This window comes from Oscillospiraceae bacterium (assembly GCA_035353335.1).
Classification (GTDB): Bacteria; Bacillota; Clostridia; order Oscillospirales; family JAKOTC01; genus DAOPZJ01.
In genome coordinates this window covers 40,566-60,672 of the sequence record DAOPZJ010000003.1, presented here as the reverse complement: position 1 = coordinate 60,672, position 20,107 = coordinate 40,566, and the positions used below count along the sequence as shown (strand labels likewise).

Annotated in this window: 19 protein-coding genes; 9 read left to right on the top strand and 10 right to left on the bottom strand. The window is 53.3% G+C overall.

Translation table 11 applies throughout. The features are described 5' to 3' along the window. Nucleotides 1-17: 17 nt before the first annotated feature. Both hpt and ftsH read left to right on the top strand, forming a co-directional pair. Nucleotides 18-557 (top strand): hypoxanthine phosphoribosyltransferase, encoded by a 540-nt coding sequence (gene hpt, locus PKH29_01430; GenBank protein ID HNX13499.1) that lies wholly within the window; start codon nt 18-20, stop codon nt 555-557. A gap of 102 nt (nt 558-659) precedes the next feature. Then, the gene (gene ftsH, locus PKH29_01425) at nt 660-2,519 is read left to right on the top strand and encodes an ATP-dependent zinc metalloprotease FtsH (protein ID HNX13498.1); all 1,860 of its coding nucleotides are present in this window, start codon (nt 660-662) and stop codon (nt 2,517-2,519) included. Nucleotides 2,520-2,587: 68 nt separating this feature from the next. Here ftsH and yfbR read toward each other — a convergent pair whose 3' ends face one another. After that, nucleotides 2,588-3,175: a 5'-deoxynucleotidase gene (gene yfbR / locus PKH29_01420; GenBank protein HNX13497.1), complete on the bottom strand. Its 588-nt coding sequence runs from the start codon at nt 3,173-3,175 to the stop codon at nt 2,588-2,590. Between the two features lie 160 nt (nt 3,176-3,335). Here yfbR and prfB point away from each other — a divergent pair, with 160 nt between their 5' ends. From prfB to PKH29_01395, 5 genes are all read left to right on the top strand, one after another. Further along, the gene (gene prfB, locus PKH29_01415) at nt 3,336-4,445 is read left to right on the top strand and encodes a peptide chain release factor 2 (protein HNX13496.1); all 1,110 of its coding nucleotides are present in this window, start codon (nt 3,336-3,338) and stop codon (nt 4,443-4,445) included. Nucleotides 4,446-4,561: 116 nt separating this feature from the next. After that, nucleotides 4,562-5,572 carry a rod shape-determining protein gene (locus PKH29_01410; GenBank protein HNX13495.1) on the top strand — a complete coding sequence of 337 codons (1,011 nt, stop codon included), beginning with the start codon at nt 4,562-4,564 and terminating at the stop codon, nt 5,570-5,572. 33 nt (nt 5,573-5,605) lie between these two features. Then, a complete protein-coding gene (gene mreC, locus PKH29_01405; GenBank protein ID HNX13494.1) occupies nt 5,606-6,535 on the top strand; it encodes a rod shape-determining protein MreC in 930 nt (309 codons plus the stop codon). Nucleotides 6,536-6,540: 5 nt separating this feature from the next. Next, nucleotides 6,541-7,065, top strand: coding sequence for a rod shape-determining protein MreD (mreD, locus tag PKH29_01400; GenBank protein HNX13493.1), 525 nt, complete (start codon nt 6,541-6,543; stop codon nt 7,063-7,065). A gap of 116 nt (nt 7,066-7,181) precedes the next feature. Next, a complete protein-coding gene (locus tag PKH29_01395; GenBank protein HNX13492.1) occupies nt 7,182-9,209 on the top strand; it encodes a penicillin-binding transpeptidase domain-containing protein in 2,028 nt (675 codons plus the stop codon). Between the two features lie 155 nt (nt 9,210-9,364). Here PKH29_01395 and PKH29_01390 read toward each other — a convergent pair whose 3' ends face one another. From PKH29_01390 to PKH29_01360, 7 genes are all read right to left on the bottom strand, one after another. Beyond that, on the bottom strand, nt 9,365-9,973 hold the full coding sequence (locus PKH29_01390; protein HNX13491.1) for a DUF4364 family protein: 609 nt from the start codon (nt 9,971-9,973) through the stop codon (nt 9,365-9,367). A 56-nt stretch (nt 9,974-10,029) separates the two neighbouring features. Continuing rightward, nucleotides 10,030-11,169, bottom strand: a complete 1,140-nt coding sequence (locus PKH29_01385; protein HNX13490.1) for an FtsW/RodA/SpoVE family cell cycle protein — start codon at nt 11,167-11,169, stop codon at nt 10,030-10,032. A gap of 137 nt (nt 11,170-11,306) precedes the next feature. Next, nucleotides 11,307-13,064: an aspartate--tRNA ligase gene (aspS, locus tag PKH29_01380; GenBank protein HNX13489.1), complete on the bottom strand. Its 1,758-nt coding sequence runs from the start codon at nt 13,062-13,064 to the stop codon at nt 11,307-11,309. Between the two features lie 24 nt (nt 13,065-13,088). After that, complete coding sequence (gene hisS, locus PKH29_01375) at nt 13,089-14,354, bottom strand: histidine--tRNA ligase (GenBank protein HNX13488.1); 1,266 nt, start codon at nt 14,352-14,354, stop codon at nt 13,089-13,091. Nucleotides 14,355-14,451: 97 nt separating this feature from the next. Continuing rightward, a complete protein-coding gene (locus PKH29_01370; GenBank protein ID HNX13487.1) occupies nt 14,452-14,853 on the bottom strand; it encodes a methylglyoxal synthase in 402 nt (133 codons plus the stop codon). 19 nt (nt 14,854-14,872) lie between these two features. Then, complete coding sequence (locus PKH29_01365; GenBank protein HNX13486.1) at nt 14,873-15,607, bottom strand: P-loop NTPase; 735 nt, start codon at nt 15,605-15,607, stop codon at nt 14,873-14,875. A gap of 156 nt (nt 15,608-15,763) precedes the next feature. After that, the gene (locus PKH29_01360) at nt 15,764-16,351 is read right to left on the bottom strand and encodes a Maf family protein (GenBank protein HNX13485.1); all 588 of its coding nucleotides are present in this window, start codon (nt 16,349-16,351) and stop codon (nt 15,764-15,766) included. A 228-nt stretch (nt 16,352-16,579) separates the two neighbouring features. Here PKH29_01360 and PKH29_01355 point away from each other — a divergent pair, with 228 nt between their 5' ends. Then, nucleotides 16,580-18,001, top strand: a complete 1,422-nt coding sequence (locus tag PKH29_01355) for an MFS transporter (GenBank protein ID HNX13484.1) — start codon at nt 16,580-16,582, stop codon at nt 17,999-18,001. 29 nt (nt 18,002-18,030) lie between these two features. Next, nucleotides 18,031-18,558, top strand: a complete 528-nt coding sequence (locus PKH29_01350; GenBank protein ID HNX13483.1) for a GNAT family N-acetyltransferase — start codon at nt 18,031-18,033, stop codon at nt 18,556-18,558. Nucleotides 18,559-18,636: 78 nt separating this feature from the next. Here PKH29_01350 and PKH29_01345 read toward each other — a convergent pair whose 3' ends face one another. Beyond that, complete coding sequence (locus tag PKH29_01345; GenBank protein ID HNX13482.1) at nt 18,637-19,074, bottom strand: C-GCAxxG-C-C family protein; 438 nt, start codon at nt 19,072-19,074, stop codon at nt 18,637-18,639. Between the two features lie 158 nt (nt 19,075-19,232). Then, the gene (locus tag PKH29_01340) at nt 19,233-20,087 is read right to left on the bottom strand and encodes an SDR family oxidoreductase (GenBank protein ID HNX13481.1); all 855 of its coding nucleotides are present in this window, start codon (nt 20,085-20,087) and stop codon (nt 19,233-19,235) included. Nucleotides 20,088-20,107: the final 20 nt, after the last annotated feature.

The window sequence follows — 20,107 nt, the reverse complement described above, 5'->3', positions numbered from 1 at the left end:
AAAAGGAGACAGGCCTTTTGAAAAACGACATTAAAAACATTCTCCTCAGCGAGGAACAAATTGCGAAACGGGTCGCCGAACTGGGCGCTCAGATCAGCGAGGAATACCGCGGAAAAAATCTGCTGCTTGTCAGCGTGCTCAAAGGCGCGGTCGTGTTCATGGCCGATCTGATGCGCAATATCGACATCCCCTGCTCCATCGATTTTATGTGCGTGTCCAGCTACGGCTCCGGGGTGAAGACCTCCGGTGTCGTCAAGATCATCAAAGATCTGAACCTCGAGCTTAAAAATTTCGACCTGCTGATCATCGAGGATATTTTAGACAGCGGAATGACCCTCTCCTATCTCAAAAAGACCCTCGCGCTGCGCGGGCCAAAGACCATTAAAATCTGCGCGCTGCTCGATAAACCCGAGCGCAGACAGGCCGACATCAAGGCAGATTATGTCGGCTTCACCGTTCCGGACGAATTCGTCGTCGGTTACGGGCTCGATTATGATGAAAAATACCGCAATCTGCCCTACATCGGGATTTTGAAGCCCTCGGTTTACGAAAAATAATCTCTGATAGAGACCGCTTCCCGGAGACATACTATCTTACGGTGTAACCGCAAGTGTTGCAATTTATTGATTCGGCACTGCCGGAAAGGCACGGAACAGACAATGACCAAATTCAAACGGATTTTCCTTTACGGAGCCGTCTGCCTCGGGATTCTTCTGATGATTTCATGGATGGTCAACGGACTCGGCAATCAGGAGAAGACCACTTATTCACAGATACTCAATTATTTTCAGAACGATCAGGTCGCCTCACACACGCTGGACTTCGGAACCGGCGAATTGGTCGTCACCCTGAAAGACAAACCCAAGGAACCGATTACCTACAAGGTCCCGAGCATCACGCTGTTTTTGGAAGACACGGCGCAGTACCGAGCCGATGCCATCGAATACAACGCAACCACCGAGGGCGCGAAAAACCCGGTTTTGTTCGACTATACGCCGGCGGCTCAAACCGCGTGGTGGGTCTCGATGATTCCGTATGTCCTGCTCATCGGTGCGATGTTCGCATTTTATTATTTCATGATGCGCCAACAGGGCGGCGACGGACGGAAAATCGCCAATTTCGGCAAGGCCAGATATAAGACAGCGTCCGACGAAAAACGCAAGGTCACTTTCGACGACGTTGCGGGCGCGGACGAGGAAAAAGAGGAACTGACCGAGGTGGTCGAATTCCTCAAAAACCCCGGCCAGTATACCGCGCTCGGCGCAAGAGTGCCAAAGGGCGTTTTGCTCGTCGGGCCTCCGGGCACCGGTAAAACGCTGCTTGCAAGAGCTGTCGCGGGTGAAGCGGGGGTTCAGTTCTTCGCGGTATCCGGCTCCGACTTCGTCGAGATGTATGTCGGTATGGGCGCGTCGCGTGTGCGCGACCTGTTCGAGCAGGCCAAGAAAAACCTTCCTTGCATTATTTTTATCGATGAGATCGACGCGGTCGGCAGACGCAGGGGCGCAGGTCTCGGCGGCGGCCATGACGAACGCGAACAGACACTCAACCAAATTCTCGTCGAGATGGACGGCTTCGGCATCAACGAGGGCGTTGTGATTATCGCGGCAACCAACCGTCCGGATGTTTTGGACCCGGCACTGCTGCGCGCAGGTCGTTTTGACCGGCAGATCGTGATCAATATGCCCGACGTCGTGGGCAGAGAAGCGGTTTTAAAAGTTCATGCCAAAAACAAACCCCTTGCGGCCGACGTCAACCTCGAAAATATCGCAAAGACCACTGTCGGGTTCTCGCCCGCCGATCTTGAAAACATCCTGAACGAGTCGGCGCTGCTGGCTGCCCGCAGAAAGCACAAGGCCATCACCAACGACGACATCGAAGATGCCAAGAACAAGGTAATGATGGGCCCCGAAAAACGCAGCCGCAAAGTCACCGAAAAGGACCGCAAACTGACGGCTTATCACGAGGGCGGTCACGCCATCGTCAGCTATTTCCTGCCTAACCAAGACCCCGTGCATGAAATTTCAATCATCCCTCGCGGGATGGCGGGCGGATATACCTCCTATCTTCCGGCAGAAGACAAGAGCCAACTCACCAAAAGCGAGATGACCGACGATGTGACATCACTGCTCGGCGGCCGTGTGGCAGAAGCACTGATGCTCGACGACATCTCAACCGGCGCATCGAACGATATTCAGCGCGCGACGCATATCGCCCGGGACATGGTCACCAAATACGGCTTCTCGGAAAAACTCGGCACGGTCTGTTTCGATTCCGGCGAAGAGGTGTTTTTGGGCCGAGACTTCACCCATACCCAAAACGTCTCCGAAGCCATTGCGGCTCAGATCGACGAGGAGATTCACGGCATTATCAACCGCTGCTACAACCGTGCGAAAGAAATTTTGTCCGAGCATACAGATGTTCTCAACCGTGTGGCCGAACGGCTGTTAATTGACGAGAAGATCTCCGGCGACGAATTCCGCGCCATGTTCGGCAATCCCGCACCCGAGCCGGGACTCTGACGACAGAAATTCACGAGGGCTGATGGAGACCATCAGCCCTCGAGGCATGTCTTGAAACGGTTTTGAATTCAGGTCTCGAGCAGATCGTCGAGCGATTCGGCGTAAAACGACAGGTATTTTTTCACGAAGAGCTCCGCTGCCGGCAAGTTTAATTCCTTGATCGCCGCAAGCTGCGCCTTCTCCGCGGCAGCAAATTCGCGGTTGCCGAAAGAGAGTTCCTCGCGGCATTTGATCAGGCCTGAGAGCTTGTCCGCCGCTTTGACGAGTTTCCACTCTAAACAGCTTGGGTCCGGGTGCAAAAACGGCTCGTAGGAAGACCGGAGGTCGTCGGGAAGCGAATTGAGAAGCCGTTCGGACGCCGCATGCTCCACCGCTTTATAAGCGCTGCGGATTTCGGGATTTCGGTATTTCACCGGCGTCGGAAGATCGCCCGTAAAGACTTCCTGCGCATCGTGGTAGGCGGCGTACAGCACCGCTTTTTTCACGTCAACCGGATTTTCGCCCAGCGTATTATGAATCTCGGCCAGCGCGTGAGCGATGTACACGGTCTCAAGCGAGTGCTCGCAGAGGTTTTCGGTTCGCGTTCCTCGCATCAGACCCCAGCGGCCGATGTATTTCATACGGGATAAAAGTGCGAAAAAACGGCCCTTTTCCATGATGATGCCCCCTTAATTGCCTTCATTATATCATGGGCGATAAGCGGATGTCCAGAGGCAAAGCGGTATAATATTTAACATGAATGAGACAAAAACGCACGCAGAAACAATATTTAAAACAACAAAAATAGAAATCGCAATACCGAAAGGATTGAAACAAATGCTGCAATATGAAGAAATTTTACTTCTGTTACGAAACAAAAAGCCGGAATTGACCGAATACCTTGAAGCGGTCCGTTATGAAAAGCTCAAGGCGGAACTGGCCGAATTGGAACAGCAGACTCATGACGAAAAATACTGGAGCGATGTCGCCGGTCTTCAGGTACTGATGAAAAAAATCGGCGGGATAAAATCAAAACTTGCTTCCTGTGACAAGCTCAAAAACGATTACGAAGACTGCGTCGCGCTGGCGCAGATCTGCAATGAGACCGAGGATCTGTCTATGCTCGATGAGGTCAAGGCCGCTGTCGAGGCGTATGAAAAGAAATTGGAAGAGAAAAAACTCACGCTGCTTCTCTCGGGTAAATACGACAACAGCAACGCGATTCTGACCTTCCACCCCGGCGCGGGCGGCACCGAGTCCAACGACTGGGCGCAGATGCTCTACCGCATGTACACCCGCTGGACCGAGCGGCACGGTTATAAATATCAGATTCTCGATTATCAGGACGGAGAAGAAGCCGGAATCAAGAGCGCCTCGATTCTGATCACCGGCGAAAACGTATTCGGATATCTCAAGTCCGAATCCGGCGTGCACCGGCTGGTACGCTGCTCGCCGTTTGACGCCTCCGGAAGAAGACATACTTCCTTCGCAGCGATTGAGGTTGTGCCCGAAATTTCGGATGATCTCGACGTGGAAATTCGAGACGAGGACTTAAAGGTCGATACCTACCGAAGCAGCGGCGCGGGCGGTCAGCACGTCAACAAAACCGAGTCGGCGATTCGCATCACCCACATTCCGACCGGAATCGTCGTCTCCTGCCAGACCGAACGCAGTCAATACCAAAACCGCGACACGGCCATGAAAATGCTGCGTTCCAAGCTCGTGGACATCGCAGAAAAACAGCACCTTGAAAACATCGCCGACATCAAGGGGGTTCAGAAGGAAATCGCCTGGGGCAGCCAGATCCGCTCCTACGTCTTCATGCCCTACACGATGGTCAAAGATCACCGCACCGATTTCGAGATGGGCAACATCAACGCGGTCATGGACGGCGAGCTCGACGGATTCATCACCGCGTATTTGAAAATGAAAGTCAGTCAGAATTAACCCGGGTTCAGTATGCAGGCACCGGGCAAAACTCTTGTTAAAACAAGTCGAATGTACTATAATATATCAGGAATATTCTATTTCCGATTTTTTGATCAATAAAGGGAGAGAAAACAATGTTTACAAAGGATATCGGCATCGATCTCGGCACCGCAAACACGCTGGTACACGTCCGGGGCAAGGGAATCGTGCTGCGTGAGCCGTCGGTCATCGCGCTCGACGTGCGCACCGATGAGGTGAAAGCAGTCGGTACCGCGGCAAAAGAGATGATCGGAAGAACGCCCGGCTCCATCGAGGCGATCCGCCCGCTCAAGGGCGGCGTCATCGCGGACTTCGACGTGACCGCGAGCATGCTTCAGCACTTTATCCGCGCAGTCTCGGGCAGCGGTTTCTGGAGCCGTCCGCGCGTGATGGTCTGCGTACCTTCCGGCGTGACCGAGGTCGAATGGCGCAGTGTGCATGAAGCGACGCTGAAGGCGGGCGCAAAAGAAGCCAAGGTCATCGAAGAGCCGATGGCAGCTGCTATCGGAGCAGGCCTTCCCATCGACGAGCCGGTCGGAAGCATGGTTGTCGACATCGGCGGCGGCACGACCGAGGTTGCCGTGATCTCCCTGAACGGCATCGTCACCGCCAAATCGGTCCGGATCGCAGGAGACGCGTTCGATGACGCGATCGTGTCGTATATCAAGAAAAAATACAACCTTCTGATCGGTGAGCGTACCGCCGAAGACATCAAGATCAAAATCGGCTCCGCATTTCCGGTAGAGGAGAGCGGAAGCATGGATATCAAAGGGCGCAACCTGTTGGACGGGCTGCCCAAGAATATTACGATCACCGCGGTGGAAGTGCGCGAGGCGCTTTCCGAACCGCTGGCTGCCGTCCTCGAGACGATCCGGTCGACCCTTGAAGTCACCCCGCCGGAACTCGCTTCGGACATCATCGACAGCGGCATGATGCTGACCGGGGGCGGCGCTTTGCTGCGCGGCATCGACAAGTTTATCAACATGGACACCGGAATTCCGGTTCATATCGCAGAGCACCCGCTCGACTGTGTGGCGGAGGGCGCGGGGAAAGCGCTGGAATATTACGAGCATATTTCCGACACCCGCAGTTCGCGGCTGCGTTAAACGACCTGTCCCAGCCGGATTGGAGAGCCGAGGATGAAGGAGTTTTTCAAGGGAAGAGCGTTTAAAATTCTGGTTGCGATCGTCGTGGTGATTGCCGGTCTTTTGATCGGGAGCGCCGCGAGCGGCCGCAATCTTCCTTTGCCGTCCGACTGGCTCGGAAACCTGACATCTCCGTTTCAAAGTTTCGCCTCGGCACTCAAAGGCGGATTCTCCGGACTCGGCGTCTATTTCTCCGATAAAACCGCAACCGCGGCAGAAAACGAGGCATTAAAAGCGCAGGTTGCGCAATTGCAGCAGCAGCTTGCCGATTATGATGAACTGAAGCGTGAAAACGATCAACTGCGACAGATCGTGGGCATCACCGAACAGCGGCCGGAGTTGAAGATGACCGGCGCAACCGTCATCAGCGGCGACGGCGGAGAATATTACGGGACGTTTACCATCAATAAAGGCAGCAAAGACGGCATCAAGGAAAAAGACGCCGTCGTCACGACGGCGGGCGTCGTCGGGTATGTCAGCGAGGTCTCCTATAACCACAGCAAGGTTACCACCCTGCTCTCACCCGATTGCAATATCGGCGGATACGACATCGTCTCAGGCGATTTCGGCGTTCTGACCGGCGACAGCGCACTCGCAGCGCAGGGGTTGTTTAAGCTCGCGTACTTACCGAAAGGCAGTTTGATTGCGGTCGGCAATATCGTTGTAACCTCCGGACTCGGCGGTATCTTTCCGCAGGGTTTTGTCGCGGGAGTCGTGCAGCGGGTCGTCGCGGACGATCAGGGGCTTGCCATGGATGCAGTATTGACGCCGTCGGCCGATTTTTCGAAACTGAAGGACGTTCTTGTCGTCGTCGGCTTCAATCCCGAAGCCGGGCCGACGAATTCCTCCGTAACAGCCTCACAAAATCCGGTCTCCGGACAAACGTCTCCGGGACAAACCTCCTCCGGCACGGCTTCGAGGTAATTGCGATGGAACAGGGGTTTTCGACGCGCACCGGATTATTCAAGTGGCTCTGGTACTGCGGACTCGGATTTTTGTTCTTTTTGATTCAAAGCGCGGGGTTTTTGCCCGCGATATACGGCGCAAGGCCGAATTTTCTGCTCGTTTGGGCGCTGTTGGCCGCTATCTGCGAAGGGCCGTTCAAAGGCGCCTATTTCGGACTCGGGTGCGGAATTTTTTTCGATATCATCCATATGGGAACGGCCGGATATTTTCCGCTCGCGATGGTCATTTTTTGTTTTTTTACCGGTGTTCTGATTCGAACCGTAATGCGAAACAATCTTGCGACCGCGCTTTTATTGGGGACCGCAGCAACAGTTTTAATCAAATTTTTCGAATGGGTGCTGTTTGTTTGGCTTGCCGGAATCGACAGAACCGCGTTTTCGCTTTGGTCGCGCACTCTCCCCTCAATTTTATACACTGTTTTGTTTATCGCACCGCTTTATTGGCTGGTCGTCTGGATCAAAACCCGTTATGACCGGCTGAGCGATTAAATCGGGAAGTATTTTATCTCCCGGACGGGGTTTTTATTCTTTTCGTGTCGGCAGAAGGGCACAAATTCAGCTTTGCAGAACCGGATAAAACATCCGGATCGGGATGAGGTTTCTATATGGGCAAAAAAACCGCAAACATACGCATGATCGCGATCATCACCGTCACGGTGGTGCTTTTCGCGGTCCTTGCGGGGCGGTTTGCGCAGTTCCAGATCATCGAGACCGACGTCATCGCGGCGCAAGCCAAACAGAGCGAGGAAAAAACCATCAGCGTCGAAGCCGCGCGCGGCGAGATCACCGACCGTTACGGCAGGATCATCGCCGGAAACAGCATGAGCTATTCGGTAATCATCCGGCGCGGGAGTTTTCCGTCGGGCAGCGACGGAGAAAAGCGCATCGAAGTCATTCTTCGGCTTTGTAAACTCCTTGCGGACAACAACGAAATACTTTCCGAGAGCTTGCCCCTGAACGGGGATTTTGCGAATCCGCAGTTTATGCCCGACCGGGACGACGATGTCGCCAAATTAAAGGAATTTTTAAACAAACAGCCCTACGCCACGGCGCAGAACTGTTTTGACGCGCTGGCCGGGCGATATGATCTGACCGGACTCTCCGCAGCCGATGCGCGCACGGTCATGGGTGTTCGTTATGAGATGGAGATCGGCGGGTTTTCCTCTTATAAGCAGATTTCGATTGCGAAAAATGTTTCGATGGCGACGATTACGGCAGTCAAGGAGCAGAATGAATTATTGCCGGGAATTTATATCGCCGCGGTACCCGAACGCACTTATTACATGCCCGATATCGCCGCCCATGTCATCGGCTATACCGGCCCGATCTATGCCGAGGAATACAGTGAGCTTAAAACACAGGGTTATTCACTCGACGACCAGGTCGGAAAGAGCGGCGTGGAGAAAATGACGGAGAGCTATCTGCGAGGAACGAACGGAACAACCGTCACCAACTCCGACGACCCGGAGACGGCAGTGACAAAAGCCAGGGCCCCCATTCCCGGGGCAACCGTGGTCCTGACCATCGACAGTAATCTGCAGAAGGCGGCGCAGGACTCGCTGGCTGAGACCATCAAGAAGATTGCCGAAAAGGGGAATTACGGCGACAATCAGGGCGCCGACGCCGACGCGGGTGCTGCGGTCGTGATCGAGATCGGCACCGGAGATGTGTTGGCTGCGGCCAACTATCCGACCTACAGCATCAATGACCTGCTCAAAGATTATGATGCGGTTTTGAATACGGTTAATCAGCCGCTTTTTAACCGCGCCTTTCAGGGCGTTTATCCGCCCGGCTCGACCTACAAGCCGCTGGTGTCGCTTGCGGCGCTTGAGACCGGCACCATCACGCCGGGCACCCAGATCGACTGCACCCATATTTACACCTACTACGAAGATTATCAGCCCAAATGCCTGGGGACACACGGGTGGATTTCGCTGGAACATGCGCTCGCGGTTTCCTGCAACTTTTATTTCTTTGAAGTGGGCCGCAGGACCACGATTCAGGTCATCGAGAATTATGCCAAATCGTTCGGGCTCGGCGAGAAGACCGGCATCGGCCTCCCCGAGAGCGCCGGCATCGTAGCGGGCGTCACTTACCGCTCTTCCATCGGCCAGAAATGGGTGCCCGGCGATACACTGCAGGCCGCCATCGGACAGAGCGACAACCTGTTTACGCCGCTTCAATTGGCCAACTACATCGCGACCATCTGCACCGGCGGCATCCGTTATCAGCCGCGTATCGTCAAACAAGTGGTCTCCAAAGACGGAACCCGGACGCTGTTGGCTGACGAGCCGATAGTGGCAGGGACGGTGGAACTGGACCCTAAAAATATCAATTATGTCAGACAAGGCATGCTGAGCGTGACCCTCGATGGTACGGGCGCCGGTGTTTTCGGAGATTATAAGATCAAAGTCGGCGGCAAAACCGGTTCCGCCGAAGTCGCAAGCGGTTCCCCGAACGCGGTGTTCCTCGCCTTTGCACCTTACGATAACCCGCAGATCGCAGTCGCCATTGTGGTTGAACATGGCTGGCATGGCGGCGAGGCCGCCAATGTGGCCAAGGCCATTTTCGATGCTTATTTCTTCCCCGAGGGTACCGAGGCGGCGGCCGATGTGGGACAATTGGTGAAGTGAAAAACGCAATGTTTTATTATAAGTTAACAGTTTACAGTTAACAGTGAACAGTGACATACACGGAGATTTAAGATATAAAAAAGCGCCCGTAAAGGCGCTTTTATTTTGATTAGACCACCCCGCCCCCTACGGGGGCACCCCTCCGTAAAGAGGAATTATTTCATTTTCTCAGCCAACGCCGAAAGCTGGCCGTGGTCGGCGGAGAGAACCGCGAAGACCGCGTTGTAAAGCAATTCGGGGTTCTTGAGAAATTGGCGGCCGAGCGAAGCCGCCAGTTCGCCGCTGCCGACTGCCGCGTGTACCGACATCAGCAGGCCGCCGCGGTCTTTAATATTGCAGACGAGACAGACGTTGTCACCGACTGTCTCGATTGAGAATTCATTCTCGGCGAGCATATCGGTCTTGTGCACCACGCGCATGCCGCGCCCCAGAATCCGGTCGCGGATCGAGACCGGCAGCGAATCCTGTAAAATATCGCAGCTCTTTGCGCCGCGCGGGGTGATCGAAAAACTTCCGTCTTCTGCGCGGGTGACGTTTCCGTTTTTCTGAAGCAGGTCAAGCGCCTGGGAATAGTCAAAGTAGTTTACCAGCTCACTGCCCGGCAGAATCTCGTCGAGCTGTGTCTTGGTGAGCGGTTCGGGAATGTTTTTGAGCAGATAGCAGATTAAAATTTGGATGCCCTCGAAGTCGATGATGCCGCCGGGGGCAATGCCCTGCCGTTCCCGGATGCCGTCGTTGAGTTTATCGGCAGCGTCTTTGCGCATGGTATAACCCTCCTCCTGATGAAAAATGTATTGTCGCTAAAATATCGAAGGAATGTTCATCGAATGACTTTGTCAAAGAATACATAACGCTCTCGCCGGTTGTAGACGCCGAGCACCATTCCGACGGAGATGAAGCTGACCATGACTGAGGTCCCGCCCGAAGAGAAGAACGGCAAAGTCACGCCGATGACCGGGACGAGCGAGAGCGTCATTCCGACGTTGATGACGGTCTGCGTCAGAATGATCGCGAACACGCCGACGCAGATACACTTTCCGGAGATGTCACGGGATGTTTTTGCGGCGTTCAGAATCCGCATGAGAATCGCAAACAGAATGATCATTACGATTAAGCAGCCGAAAAATCCGAACTCCTCACCGAGCGCAGCCATGATGAAATCGTTGCGCTGCTCGGGGACCAGCGAGGCCTGCGTGCGCGGGCCTTTGAGCCAGCCGGTGCCGAAAAAGCCCCCGGAGCCGATTGAGAGCTTGCCCATGACCTGCTGGTAGATATAGTCGTAATCAGGGTCGAGTTCGGGGAAGTAGACCGCCAATATCCGTTTCTTCTGATAGGTTTTGAGTACAAAATTCCAAAGCAGCGGAAGCGATACCGCTGCCGCACCGAGCGCGATCGCAAAATAACGCAGCTGAACGCCCGCCGAAAAGGTGATGAACAGGAAAATGAAAACGAATATCATCATCGAGCCCCAGTCGCGCTGTAAAAGGACCAGTCCGATCGGGACGGCGGCATGTACGGCAAGGCTGAGCACGCCTTTGACCGTCTTGATCTTGTCGCCCAGGGTCTGAATATGCAATGAAAGCGTATAGATGAACGCAAGTTTAAGCAGTTCGGAGGGCTGAAGCAGCAGGCCGCCGGGCAGTTCCAGCCAGGCCTTGTTGTTGGTGCCGGAAGGCGCGTAGCCCCAGATATAGGTCAAGACCATCAGCAGCACGCAAATCGGGACATAGACCTTCCAGAGCTTTAAAAGCGCTTCATAATCGATCACCGACACCAAAATCATCGCCGCAATTCCAATCAGAATGCCGAGGCACTGAACCACTGCATGACGGGTGGAAATATTGTGGGTCGCGCTGTAAATCACCGCAACGCCGAAAGCCGAAAAACCGACGCACAGCAAAATCAGCGCCATATCCACTTTTTTGACGAATTCGGATATCGAACCGCCGATCTTGCTCAATTACAGATCACCCTTTCGCACGGGAGTTTTGGTGATAGCATACCCGAATCCGGCCACGGGGTAATTTTTCACCTAAAACAGCAAGCTTCGTTCGTGTATTGCCACCGGCGACGCGCCGCCGGCGGTGCGCCGGGTATTTATTCATTCAGATTAATTTTCAATTCATCCAACTGCTTTTGATCGACCGGGGACGGACAGCCGCTCATGAGCTCCGAGGCATTCTGAACTTTCGGGAACGCAAGGACGTCGCGCAGCGAATCCGCGCCGCAGATGAGCATCGCAAGCCGGTCAAGGCCGAGGCCGACTCCGCCGTGCGGCGGTGCGCCGAAGCGGTAGGCATCCACCAAAAAGCCGAATTTGGACTGGATCTGTTCGGGAGTCAGACCGAGCAGCCCGAACATGCGCTTTTGAAGTGCCGGGTCGTTGATTCGGATCGAGCCGGAGAGCAGTTCGACGCCGTTGAGAACAAGATCATATGACTTCGCGCGCACTTTCCCGGGATCGCTCTCGAGATACGGCATGCATTCCTCAAGCGGCATCGTGAAGGGGTGGTGCATCGCGACCCACTCGCCGCTGTCCTCATCGAACTCGAAAAACGGCATCTCGACTACCCAAAGGAGCTCGTATCTGTCTTTCGGGATGATATTGAGCTGTCTTGCCACGATGTTGCGGAGTGCGCCCAGCACCGGCAAAACCACTTTGTTTTTGTCGGCGACAAATAAAACGGTGTCGCCTTTTTCACAGCCGACGGCCGAGAGCAGTTTCGCAAGCTCACCCTCGGCAAGGAATTTTGAAAAGGAACAAGTCGGTTCATCTTCGCTCCAACGCACATACGCAAGCCCTTTTGCGCCGATGCCGCGCACGGTTTCGGTGAGCTTGTCGATCTCTTTTCGGGTAAGCACAGAAGTGCTGTTCTTTGCGGCGATGCAGCGGACGCTGCCGCCGTTTTTTACCGCATCCGAGAAGACCGGGAAACCGCAGTTTTTGACCAGTTCGCTGACATCCTGAATCTCCATGCCGAAGCGCAGGTCGGGTTTATCCGAGCCGAAACGGTTCATGGCATCGGCAAAAGTCAGCCGTCGGATCGGAAGCTCCACTTTGCGGTTCAGCATTCGGTCAAAGACCCGTTCGATAAAGCCCTCAATCATTTTGAGAATGTCGTCGACATCGACAAACGACATCTCGATATCGATCTGAGTGAATTCGGGTTGGCGGTCGGCGCGCAAATCCTCGTCGCGGAAACAGCGGGCCAGCTGAATATAGCGGTCGAAACCGGCGAGCATCAAAAGCTGTTTATAAAGCTGCGGGGACTGGGGAAGCGCATAGAAATTACCCGGGTGAATACGGGAAGGGACGATGTAGTCGCGCGCGCCCTCCGGAGTGGATTTGATCATCATCGGGGTCTCGATCTCGATAAAGCCGTTTTCATAAAAATATTCGCGGGTGACACGCGCAAGTTCGTGGCGGGTCAGAATGTTCTTTTGCAGCGGAGAACGGCGCAGGTCGAGATAACGGTAGCGCAGGCGCAGTTCTTCGTTGGCGTTGCAGTTGTCGATGATCTCAAACGGCGGGGTTTCGCTTTTGGTGAAGAGCTGAAGGTCGGTCACAAAAAGCTCGAGTTCGCCGGTCGGGATGTCGTAATTTTTGCTCTCGCGCTCGCGTACCGTTCCGGTTGCGCCGATGACAAATTCGCTGCGAAGCGTAAATGCCAGATCGAAGATTTTACGGTCTGTAGCCTCGTCGAAAGCCAGCTGAATGATGCCCGTGCGGTCGCGCAGATCGACAAAAATCAATCCGCCGAGGTTGCGCTGTCTTGCCACCCAACCGCAGACCGAAACGATTTTGCCGAGGTCGGCTTTAGTGACTTCGGTGGCGTATTTGGTGCGTTTTATCATAGAGATTCCTCTTTCGTTATTCAATTATTCTTTCAGCGCCGCAATCAGTTCGGCTTCACTTCCGACAGATCGCTCGCGATCGTTTTTCATATCTTTCAAAACAAAATTGCCGGTTTTCATTTCGTCTTCACCCAAAATCAGTGCAAATTCGAAGCCCGCCTTGTTGGCAAAACGCATCGAGGATTTTAGGCTGCGGGTGCAGAGTTCCGTCTGGCACGAAATTCCGGCGGCCTTGACCGCGTCGGCCAGCCGCGCTGCGCGCGGCCTGGTCTCATCTCCGATCGGAATAATCAATAATCTGCCCGCCGAGGGTTTATCAAATACGCAGCCGCATTTTTCAGCGAGCAAAGTCATGCGCTCAATGCCCATCGCAAGGCCGAGTGCCGGGGTCGGCTGACCGCCGAGTTCCTCAACAAGGCCGTCGTAGCGTCCGCCGCCTCCGACGGCATCCTGCGCGCCGAGTCGGTCGGTGACAAACTCAAAGACCGGGCCGTTATAATAGTCGAGGCCGCGCACGATGCCGGTGTCGAGCTCGTATTTGACGCCGAGATCGGTGAGTAACGCGCAGAGCGCATCGAAGTGCTTTTTACAGTCGGCGCAGAGATAATCGGTGATGACAGGCGCGCCTTTTGCAATCGCTTTGCATTCGGGCGATTTGCAGTCCAAAATACGCATCGGGTTTTTATAGAGCCGCTCGTTGCAGGTCTCGCAGAGAGTGGTTTTGTACTGTTCGAAATAAGCGACCAGCGCTTTTTTATATTCACCCCTGCACGCCTTGCAGCCGATGGAATTGAGTTTCGTCGTCACCGCGTCCGCGATGCCGATCTTTTTGAACGCGCGGCTGATCATCGCAATCAGCTCGGCCTCGGCAAGATAGGAATCCGCGCCGAAAATCTCGAAACCGACCTGGTGGAATTCACGCAGACGGCCAGCCTGCGGGCGGTTATAACGAAAACATGATGTAAAATAGAATAATTTTTGCGGCAATGCCTCCCCGGCAAGGCCGTCTTCCAAATAAGCGCGTACAACGCCGGCCGTGCCCTCGGGGGCCAAGGTCAAATCCTCGCCGCCGCGGTCCTGAAAGGTATACATCTCTTTGCTGACCACGTCCGAGGTCTCGCCGGAACTGCGCGCAAACAGAGTGGTCTTTTCAAAAGTCGGAACGCGAATCCGGCCGAAGCCGGCGAGTTTGGCTTCGATTGAAAATATCTCTTCAATTTGGCTGTAGACAGCGGACTGTTCGGGCAGCGAATCCGCCGTGCCGCGCGGTCTTTGGAATTTTAAAGGCATTTTAGTTCTTCCCTTTTTATAAAATCTGTAGGGGTCGGCGTCTTTGCGACCCGGCGGCACCTCAAAAACTAAAAGGGTGCACTTTTATGATATGGTTTTAGTTCTTAGGATTGACGATATCGCGCCAGTCGAGCCATCCGTTCGAAAGGCCGTGTATGAGTACCTCGGCGGTCGCGATGTTGGTGGCCATCGGCACCGTATGCGCGTCACAGAGCCGCATCAGATTGAATTCGGCACCGCTCATGCGCTGCTCATTCGGGGTGCGGAAAAAAATCAACATATCGATGCGGTCACAGCTGACCAGCGCGGCGATTTGCTCAAGTCCACCCTGCGAACCGGACATCAATGAAAGGATTTTCAGCCCTGCGCCTTCGGAGACTAATTTCGCCGTTGCGGCTGTGGCGCACAGGTCGTGTTTTGTCAGGATCCCCTTGTAAGCGGTGCAAAATTGCACTAAAAGCTCTTTTTTATCGTTATCGGCAATGAGCGCGATGTTCATGACATTCCTTTCTGCCTTTTTACAGGCGCGTAAGCGGTATGTATTTCCCGCAGATGCGTGCGGCGATGTTATAAAATGACTGTACGGATACAGCCGATTTCGGCAGCATGAGGACCCCTTTGCGGGAGAGCTTGGCAAACTCCTGATCGAACGGAATCACACCGAGCAATTGGCTCCCGACGGCGTCGACAAAGTCATCGATTGAGGGCGCGATTTTTTTCCGAACGAGCCGTCTGTCGTATTTATTGAGCAGCAAGCGGCTCTTTTTGCCCATTTTTGCAATCAGAGCGCCGGTTTTTGTCGCCGCACGAAGCGCCGGGTCATCGGGTGTTGAGACAATCACAACTTCGTCTGCCGCCGTAACCGCACTGTCAAATTCGCGGCCGAGACCGGCGGGGGCGTCGATGATGATAAAGTCGAACTGACCCGCCATAATGCGGCAAAATCGGGTGATATCCGCGCCGGAGCAAAATTTCTCAGGAGATAAGGCAGCCGATGCGATGCAGAGGCCCGCGAGTCCCGAACACGGGATTACCGCGTCCGAAATATCGCAGCGTTTGGCGACGGCATCGCAGATGTCAAACAGAGCCGGCTTTTCCATGCCGAGCAGAATGTCCAGGCTGGCAATGCCCTGATCGGCGTCGACCAAAAGTACGCGCTTTCCGCGGCAGACGATGGAAGCGGCTACACAGGCAGCGGCGGTTGATTTGCCCACCCCACCCTTGCCGGAGCAGAAGGTCAAAATCTTTTGCATATTTTATGACCATCCTTTCGCATTCAGGTATGCAAATTCGTTTTTAAACTTTTACGCTCCCTGAAGCTATAAAGCGCCTTTTACAGGATAGCATAAACGGCAGAATTTTTCAAGCCGCATAAAATCAACTGCCGACGTGGCATGAATCGCCGGGAATTACAGGACGCGCAATTTTATGAGTTCGTGGTAAACCCGGGCGACGGGAAGGCCGACGATATTGCTGTAATCGCCGGTGACCTTGCGTACGAATTTGACCGCGAGTCCCTGTATCGCATATGCACCGGCTTTATCCATGTGTTCCCCACTGGCAAGATACGCGTCAAGTTCTGCGTCGGTGATTTCATACATCGTGACAGCGGTGCGCTCGCAAAAGGCCATTTCGCGGGTCTTATCTTTTTTACGTGCCAGTAAACAGACACCGGTGTAAACCTCATGCGTACGGCCCGAGAGCTTTTTTAAAATCTTCCGTGCATCTTCATCGTCTTTGGGTTTTCCGATGATTTCGTCGTCAATGACAACGATGGTGTCCGCACCCAGAACAGCGAAGCCACTTTCTTCGGAACCGTACTTGATGTCTTCAAAGACGGCCCGGGCTTTATGCGAAGATAAGTCCAGTACGGTATGAACCGGAGATTCTGCGGCTGTCTCCTCCGGGTCATTGCAAGGGCGCACTTCAAAGGGGATGCCCGCCAAAGTCAGCAGTTCGCGTCTTCTCGGGGAGCCCGAGGCAAGATATAGTTTCATGATGTTTTCTCTTTCTTTATTGATGGGCTTATATGTGTGGATTCAATGCAGAAAGTCCGTATTTTTCGGCATTCTGTAAGAAATTATAACAAAAAAGGCCCGAAAAGGCAATTTAAAACAGCCCATATCACGAATTTTTACAAATTTGTTGACAGCGGCGTTTATTTATGTAAAATAGGGGTAGCGAACGGAAAAACTGCGTTCGCTTTTTTAAAAGGATTTTACAACATGAGAAATATGAAAATCGTCATAAAAAACGCGGCCTTTTTCCGCGTGTTCAATCTGCATGAGGAAAAAGCGCGCGGCCGCACTGCCATGATCGCTTCAGCGGTAATTGCGAGTATTGCCGCGAACCTTTCAGGTGGTGTATTTTATTCCGGATTCCTCGTCGGATACGGAATCAACCTCGTTAATATCGGGATTTTGTCGTTTGTTCCTTATATGGCGTCGTTATTTTGCCTGCTCTCTCCGCTCGTTTTGGAACGTTTTCCGAAACGCCGGTGGGTGCTTGCCGGAGGGCGTGTGCTGTATTATACCATCAACATCCTCGGGCTGACGCTGCTGCCCAAACTGGTGCAGGACCCGGGTGCCCGCATCTGGGGTTTTGCCCTGATTATTTTTTTCGCAAACGCCGTCAACAACATTTTTTCACAGGGTTATTCGGTGTGGCACCTCAACTTTTTGCCCGAAGATATCCGCGCGGATTATTTTAACCAGTCCAATATCATCAACAACATCATCACCGGCGGGATATTGATCACCTCCTCGGCCATCACCGACGCACTGCCTGCGGGAGGTCCCGAACAGCTGCGTATTATCGTAATTCTGCGCTTTGTCGCTTACGGCATCGCATTCCTCGATGTGCTGATGCTTGCATTGCCCAAAGAATATCCCTATCCGCGCAGCGAGACTAAATCTATCAGTCCCGCGAAGGTTCTGACGCTTCCGTTTAAAAATAAAAAATTCATATTGACGATGCTCGTGATGTTCGCCTACACGTTTGCGGCGAACGTTTCAACTCCGTTTATCAACGTACATCTGATCGAGAATGTTAAGGTCAGCTATTCACTGATCAACGGCATCAACGCGGCCTATTTCATCGTATTTATTCTGTTCGGAAATATCGCCAAACGTCAGATCGCCCGATGGTCGTGGTTCAAGACCTATGCGATCTGGGTGCTTGTCCAGGCACCCACCTTCCTGTTATATACTTTTGTACATAACGCCGACGGCGCCACAAACTGGCTTTTTATCACCGTCCGTCTGCTGCAGCACGTGACAGGATTGTTTATCACGCTGACTTATTCGAACTTCCCGTATATCAACCTTCCCGAGACCGACCGGACGGCATATATGTCGTTTTATGTGATTGCGGTGCATTCGTCGGCGCTGCTGAGCATGCTGTTCGGAACCGGATTTGTCAAAATACTCGGAGACGCCACGTTGAACATTTTCGGCTTAGTGCTTAACAGTGTCCAGATGCTGTTATTCCTGACGTTTATTCTGGAAATCGGCGTCGGTTTGTTGGTTTTCGTGCTGCTGCCGAGAATTAACCCGGAAAACTGGAAAGAGCCGCCCCAGATGCCGCGCGAGCGGCTGATGCTGCCGTGGGTGAGGAAGCGTCTGGCTATTCGGGATGAGCAAAAATAAATTAAACGAAGCGGGGGAGACGAAAATCCGTGCTTTTTCGTGAACTGGAGACTGAGCGTCTGTGTTTAAAAAATATCAGTGCCGGAGACAGGGATTTTATATTGAAACAGTTTTCCACCGACGCTGTGAACGAATATCTTTATGACGCTGAACCGTATAAAAATTTGCAGGAAGCGGACGAATTGATCGGTTATTTCACGCAGCCCGAGCCCCGGACCCTGCACCGCTGGATTTTGGTCTTAAAGGAAAGCGGTGAAAAAATCGGCACCTGCGGATTTCACAACTGGAACCGGGAAAACAGCTGTGCTGAAGTCGGTTATGATTTGCAGCCGGAGTTTTGGGGAAAGGGCTATATGTCGGAGGCAATGAAGGTGATTTTATCTTTCGCCAAAACCGGGATGAACCTAAAGCGGATTGATGCCGGTATCTACCCCGACAACCTCGGATCAGTCAAATTGGCAGAACGGCATGGGTTTCGGTTTACCGGTAAGACGACGGTTTTTGTGTTCCGGGGGAAAGAGTATTTACATAAGATATATAGTTTATTAATCGAATAAATATCAATAGTTAAGTTAAACGGGAAGAGGGCTCTCAAAAAGAGAACCCTCTTGGTTTTTATAATTTCACCGGCATTGTTAATAACTCAGTTCATCGAGGATGGATGCGGCGCTCCTGACCATACCGACGCAGGTTGTTTTAAAAAGATTTTTGCTTTTAGCCTGCTCCATGCCCCCTGCGGTCGAAATATCGCAGCCCAGAATTTCCCGGCAGATAATACTCCCGTTTTGGGCTTTAAAGGCATTCAGAAATTCTGCGGTCTTTGCGTAGCAATTGGCTTTTGACTCCGCATCTCCGGGCTGACAATGACCGTATTTCAAGCCGATTGTGATTACCGCGCCGGAAACCGCTCCGCAGATTTCTCCGGAACGGCACCCGCCGCCCAGTCCGCAGGCGGCTTTGAGAGCGGTTTTTTGGTCTAATCCGTACTTTTCGCAGAAAGCCGCCAACACGGATTGGGAACAGTTAAAACCGCCGCTGAAAAATTCAGCTGCCTGATCTTGTTTTATGCTCAAAATCATTCTCCTGTCTGATTGGCGAGCCGCTGCACGGACCTTAAGGCAAATGGCATCCGAGATTCGCGTCAGCAGAATCCGGAAAATATAATGTAAGGGATTTTTCCCGAGCGAATCGCCGGGGGTTTTTGGGATTGGGCATCGCGAAGCGAGGCTTTTTATACTCCGCTGTAGGCAGAAAAGCCGCCGTCGACCGGGACGACAATGCCGTTGACAAAGCCGGAAGCGGCATCATCGCACAGCCACAGCAAGGTACCGGTAAGGTCTTCCTGTTCGCCGAAGCGGTTCATCGGAGTATGAGCCAGAATCTTTTTGGAACGCGCCGTGGGGTTGCCCTCGGCATCGAACAGGAGATTATAGTTCTGGTTCGTGACAAAGAAACCCGGGGCGATGGCGTTGACACGGATGCCGACCGGCGCGAAATGCACCGCGAGCCATGCCGTGAAGTTCGAAACCGCCGCTTTTGCCGCGCTGTAAGCCGGAATTTTGGTTAACGGCCGGAAAGCGTTCATTGAAGAGACGTTCAGGATAATGCCGCCGCCCTTTTTGGCCATATCTTTGGCAAACGCCTGCGTCGGAAGCAGGGTGCCGATGAAGTTGAGATTGAAGACAAACGAAACGCCGTCCGGGTCGAGGTCAAAAAAAGTGCGAATGTTGGGATTGTCGAGATCGGCAAGCGAGAGCGTCTCGTTGTCGGTCGTGCCCTTGGGGTTGTTGCCGCCCGCGCCGTTGATGAGAATGTCGCAGACGCCGAGTTTTTCGGTGACATCTTTGCGTGCGGTTTCGAGCGAGTCTTTTTCAAGCACGTTTGCAGAGACCGCAATTGCAATTCCGCCGTCCGCGGTGATCTCGTCGGCGACTTTTTGTGCCGCTTCGAGCCGAAGGTCAAGCACCGCGACTTTTGCGCCGCAGGCGGCCAGCGTTTTGGCAAAGCCGGAGCAGAGCACACCGCCTGCGCCGGTCACGACCGCGATTTTATTTTTGAGATTGATTTTAAATGGCAGTTTTTCCATATGAAATCCTTTCGTGTCGG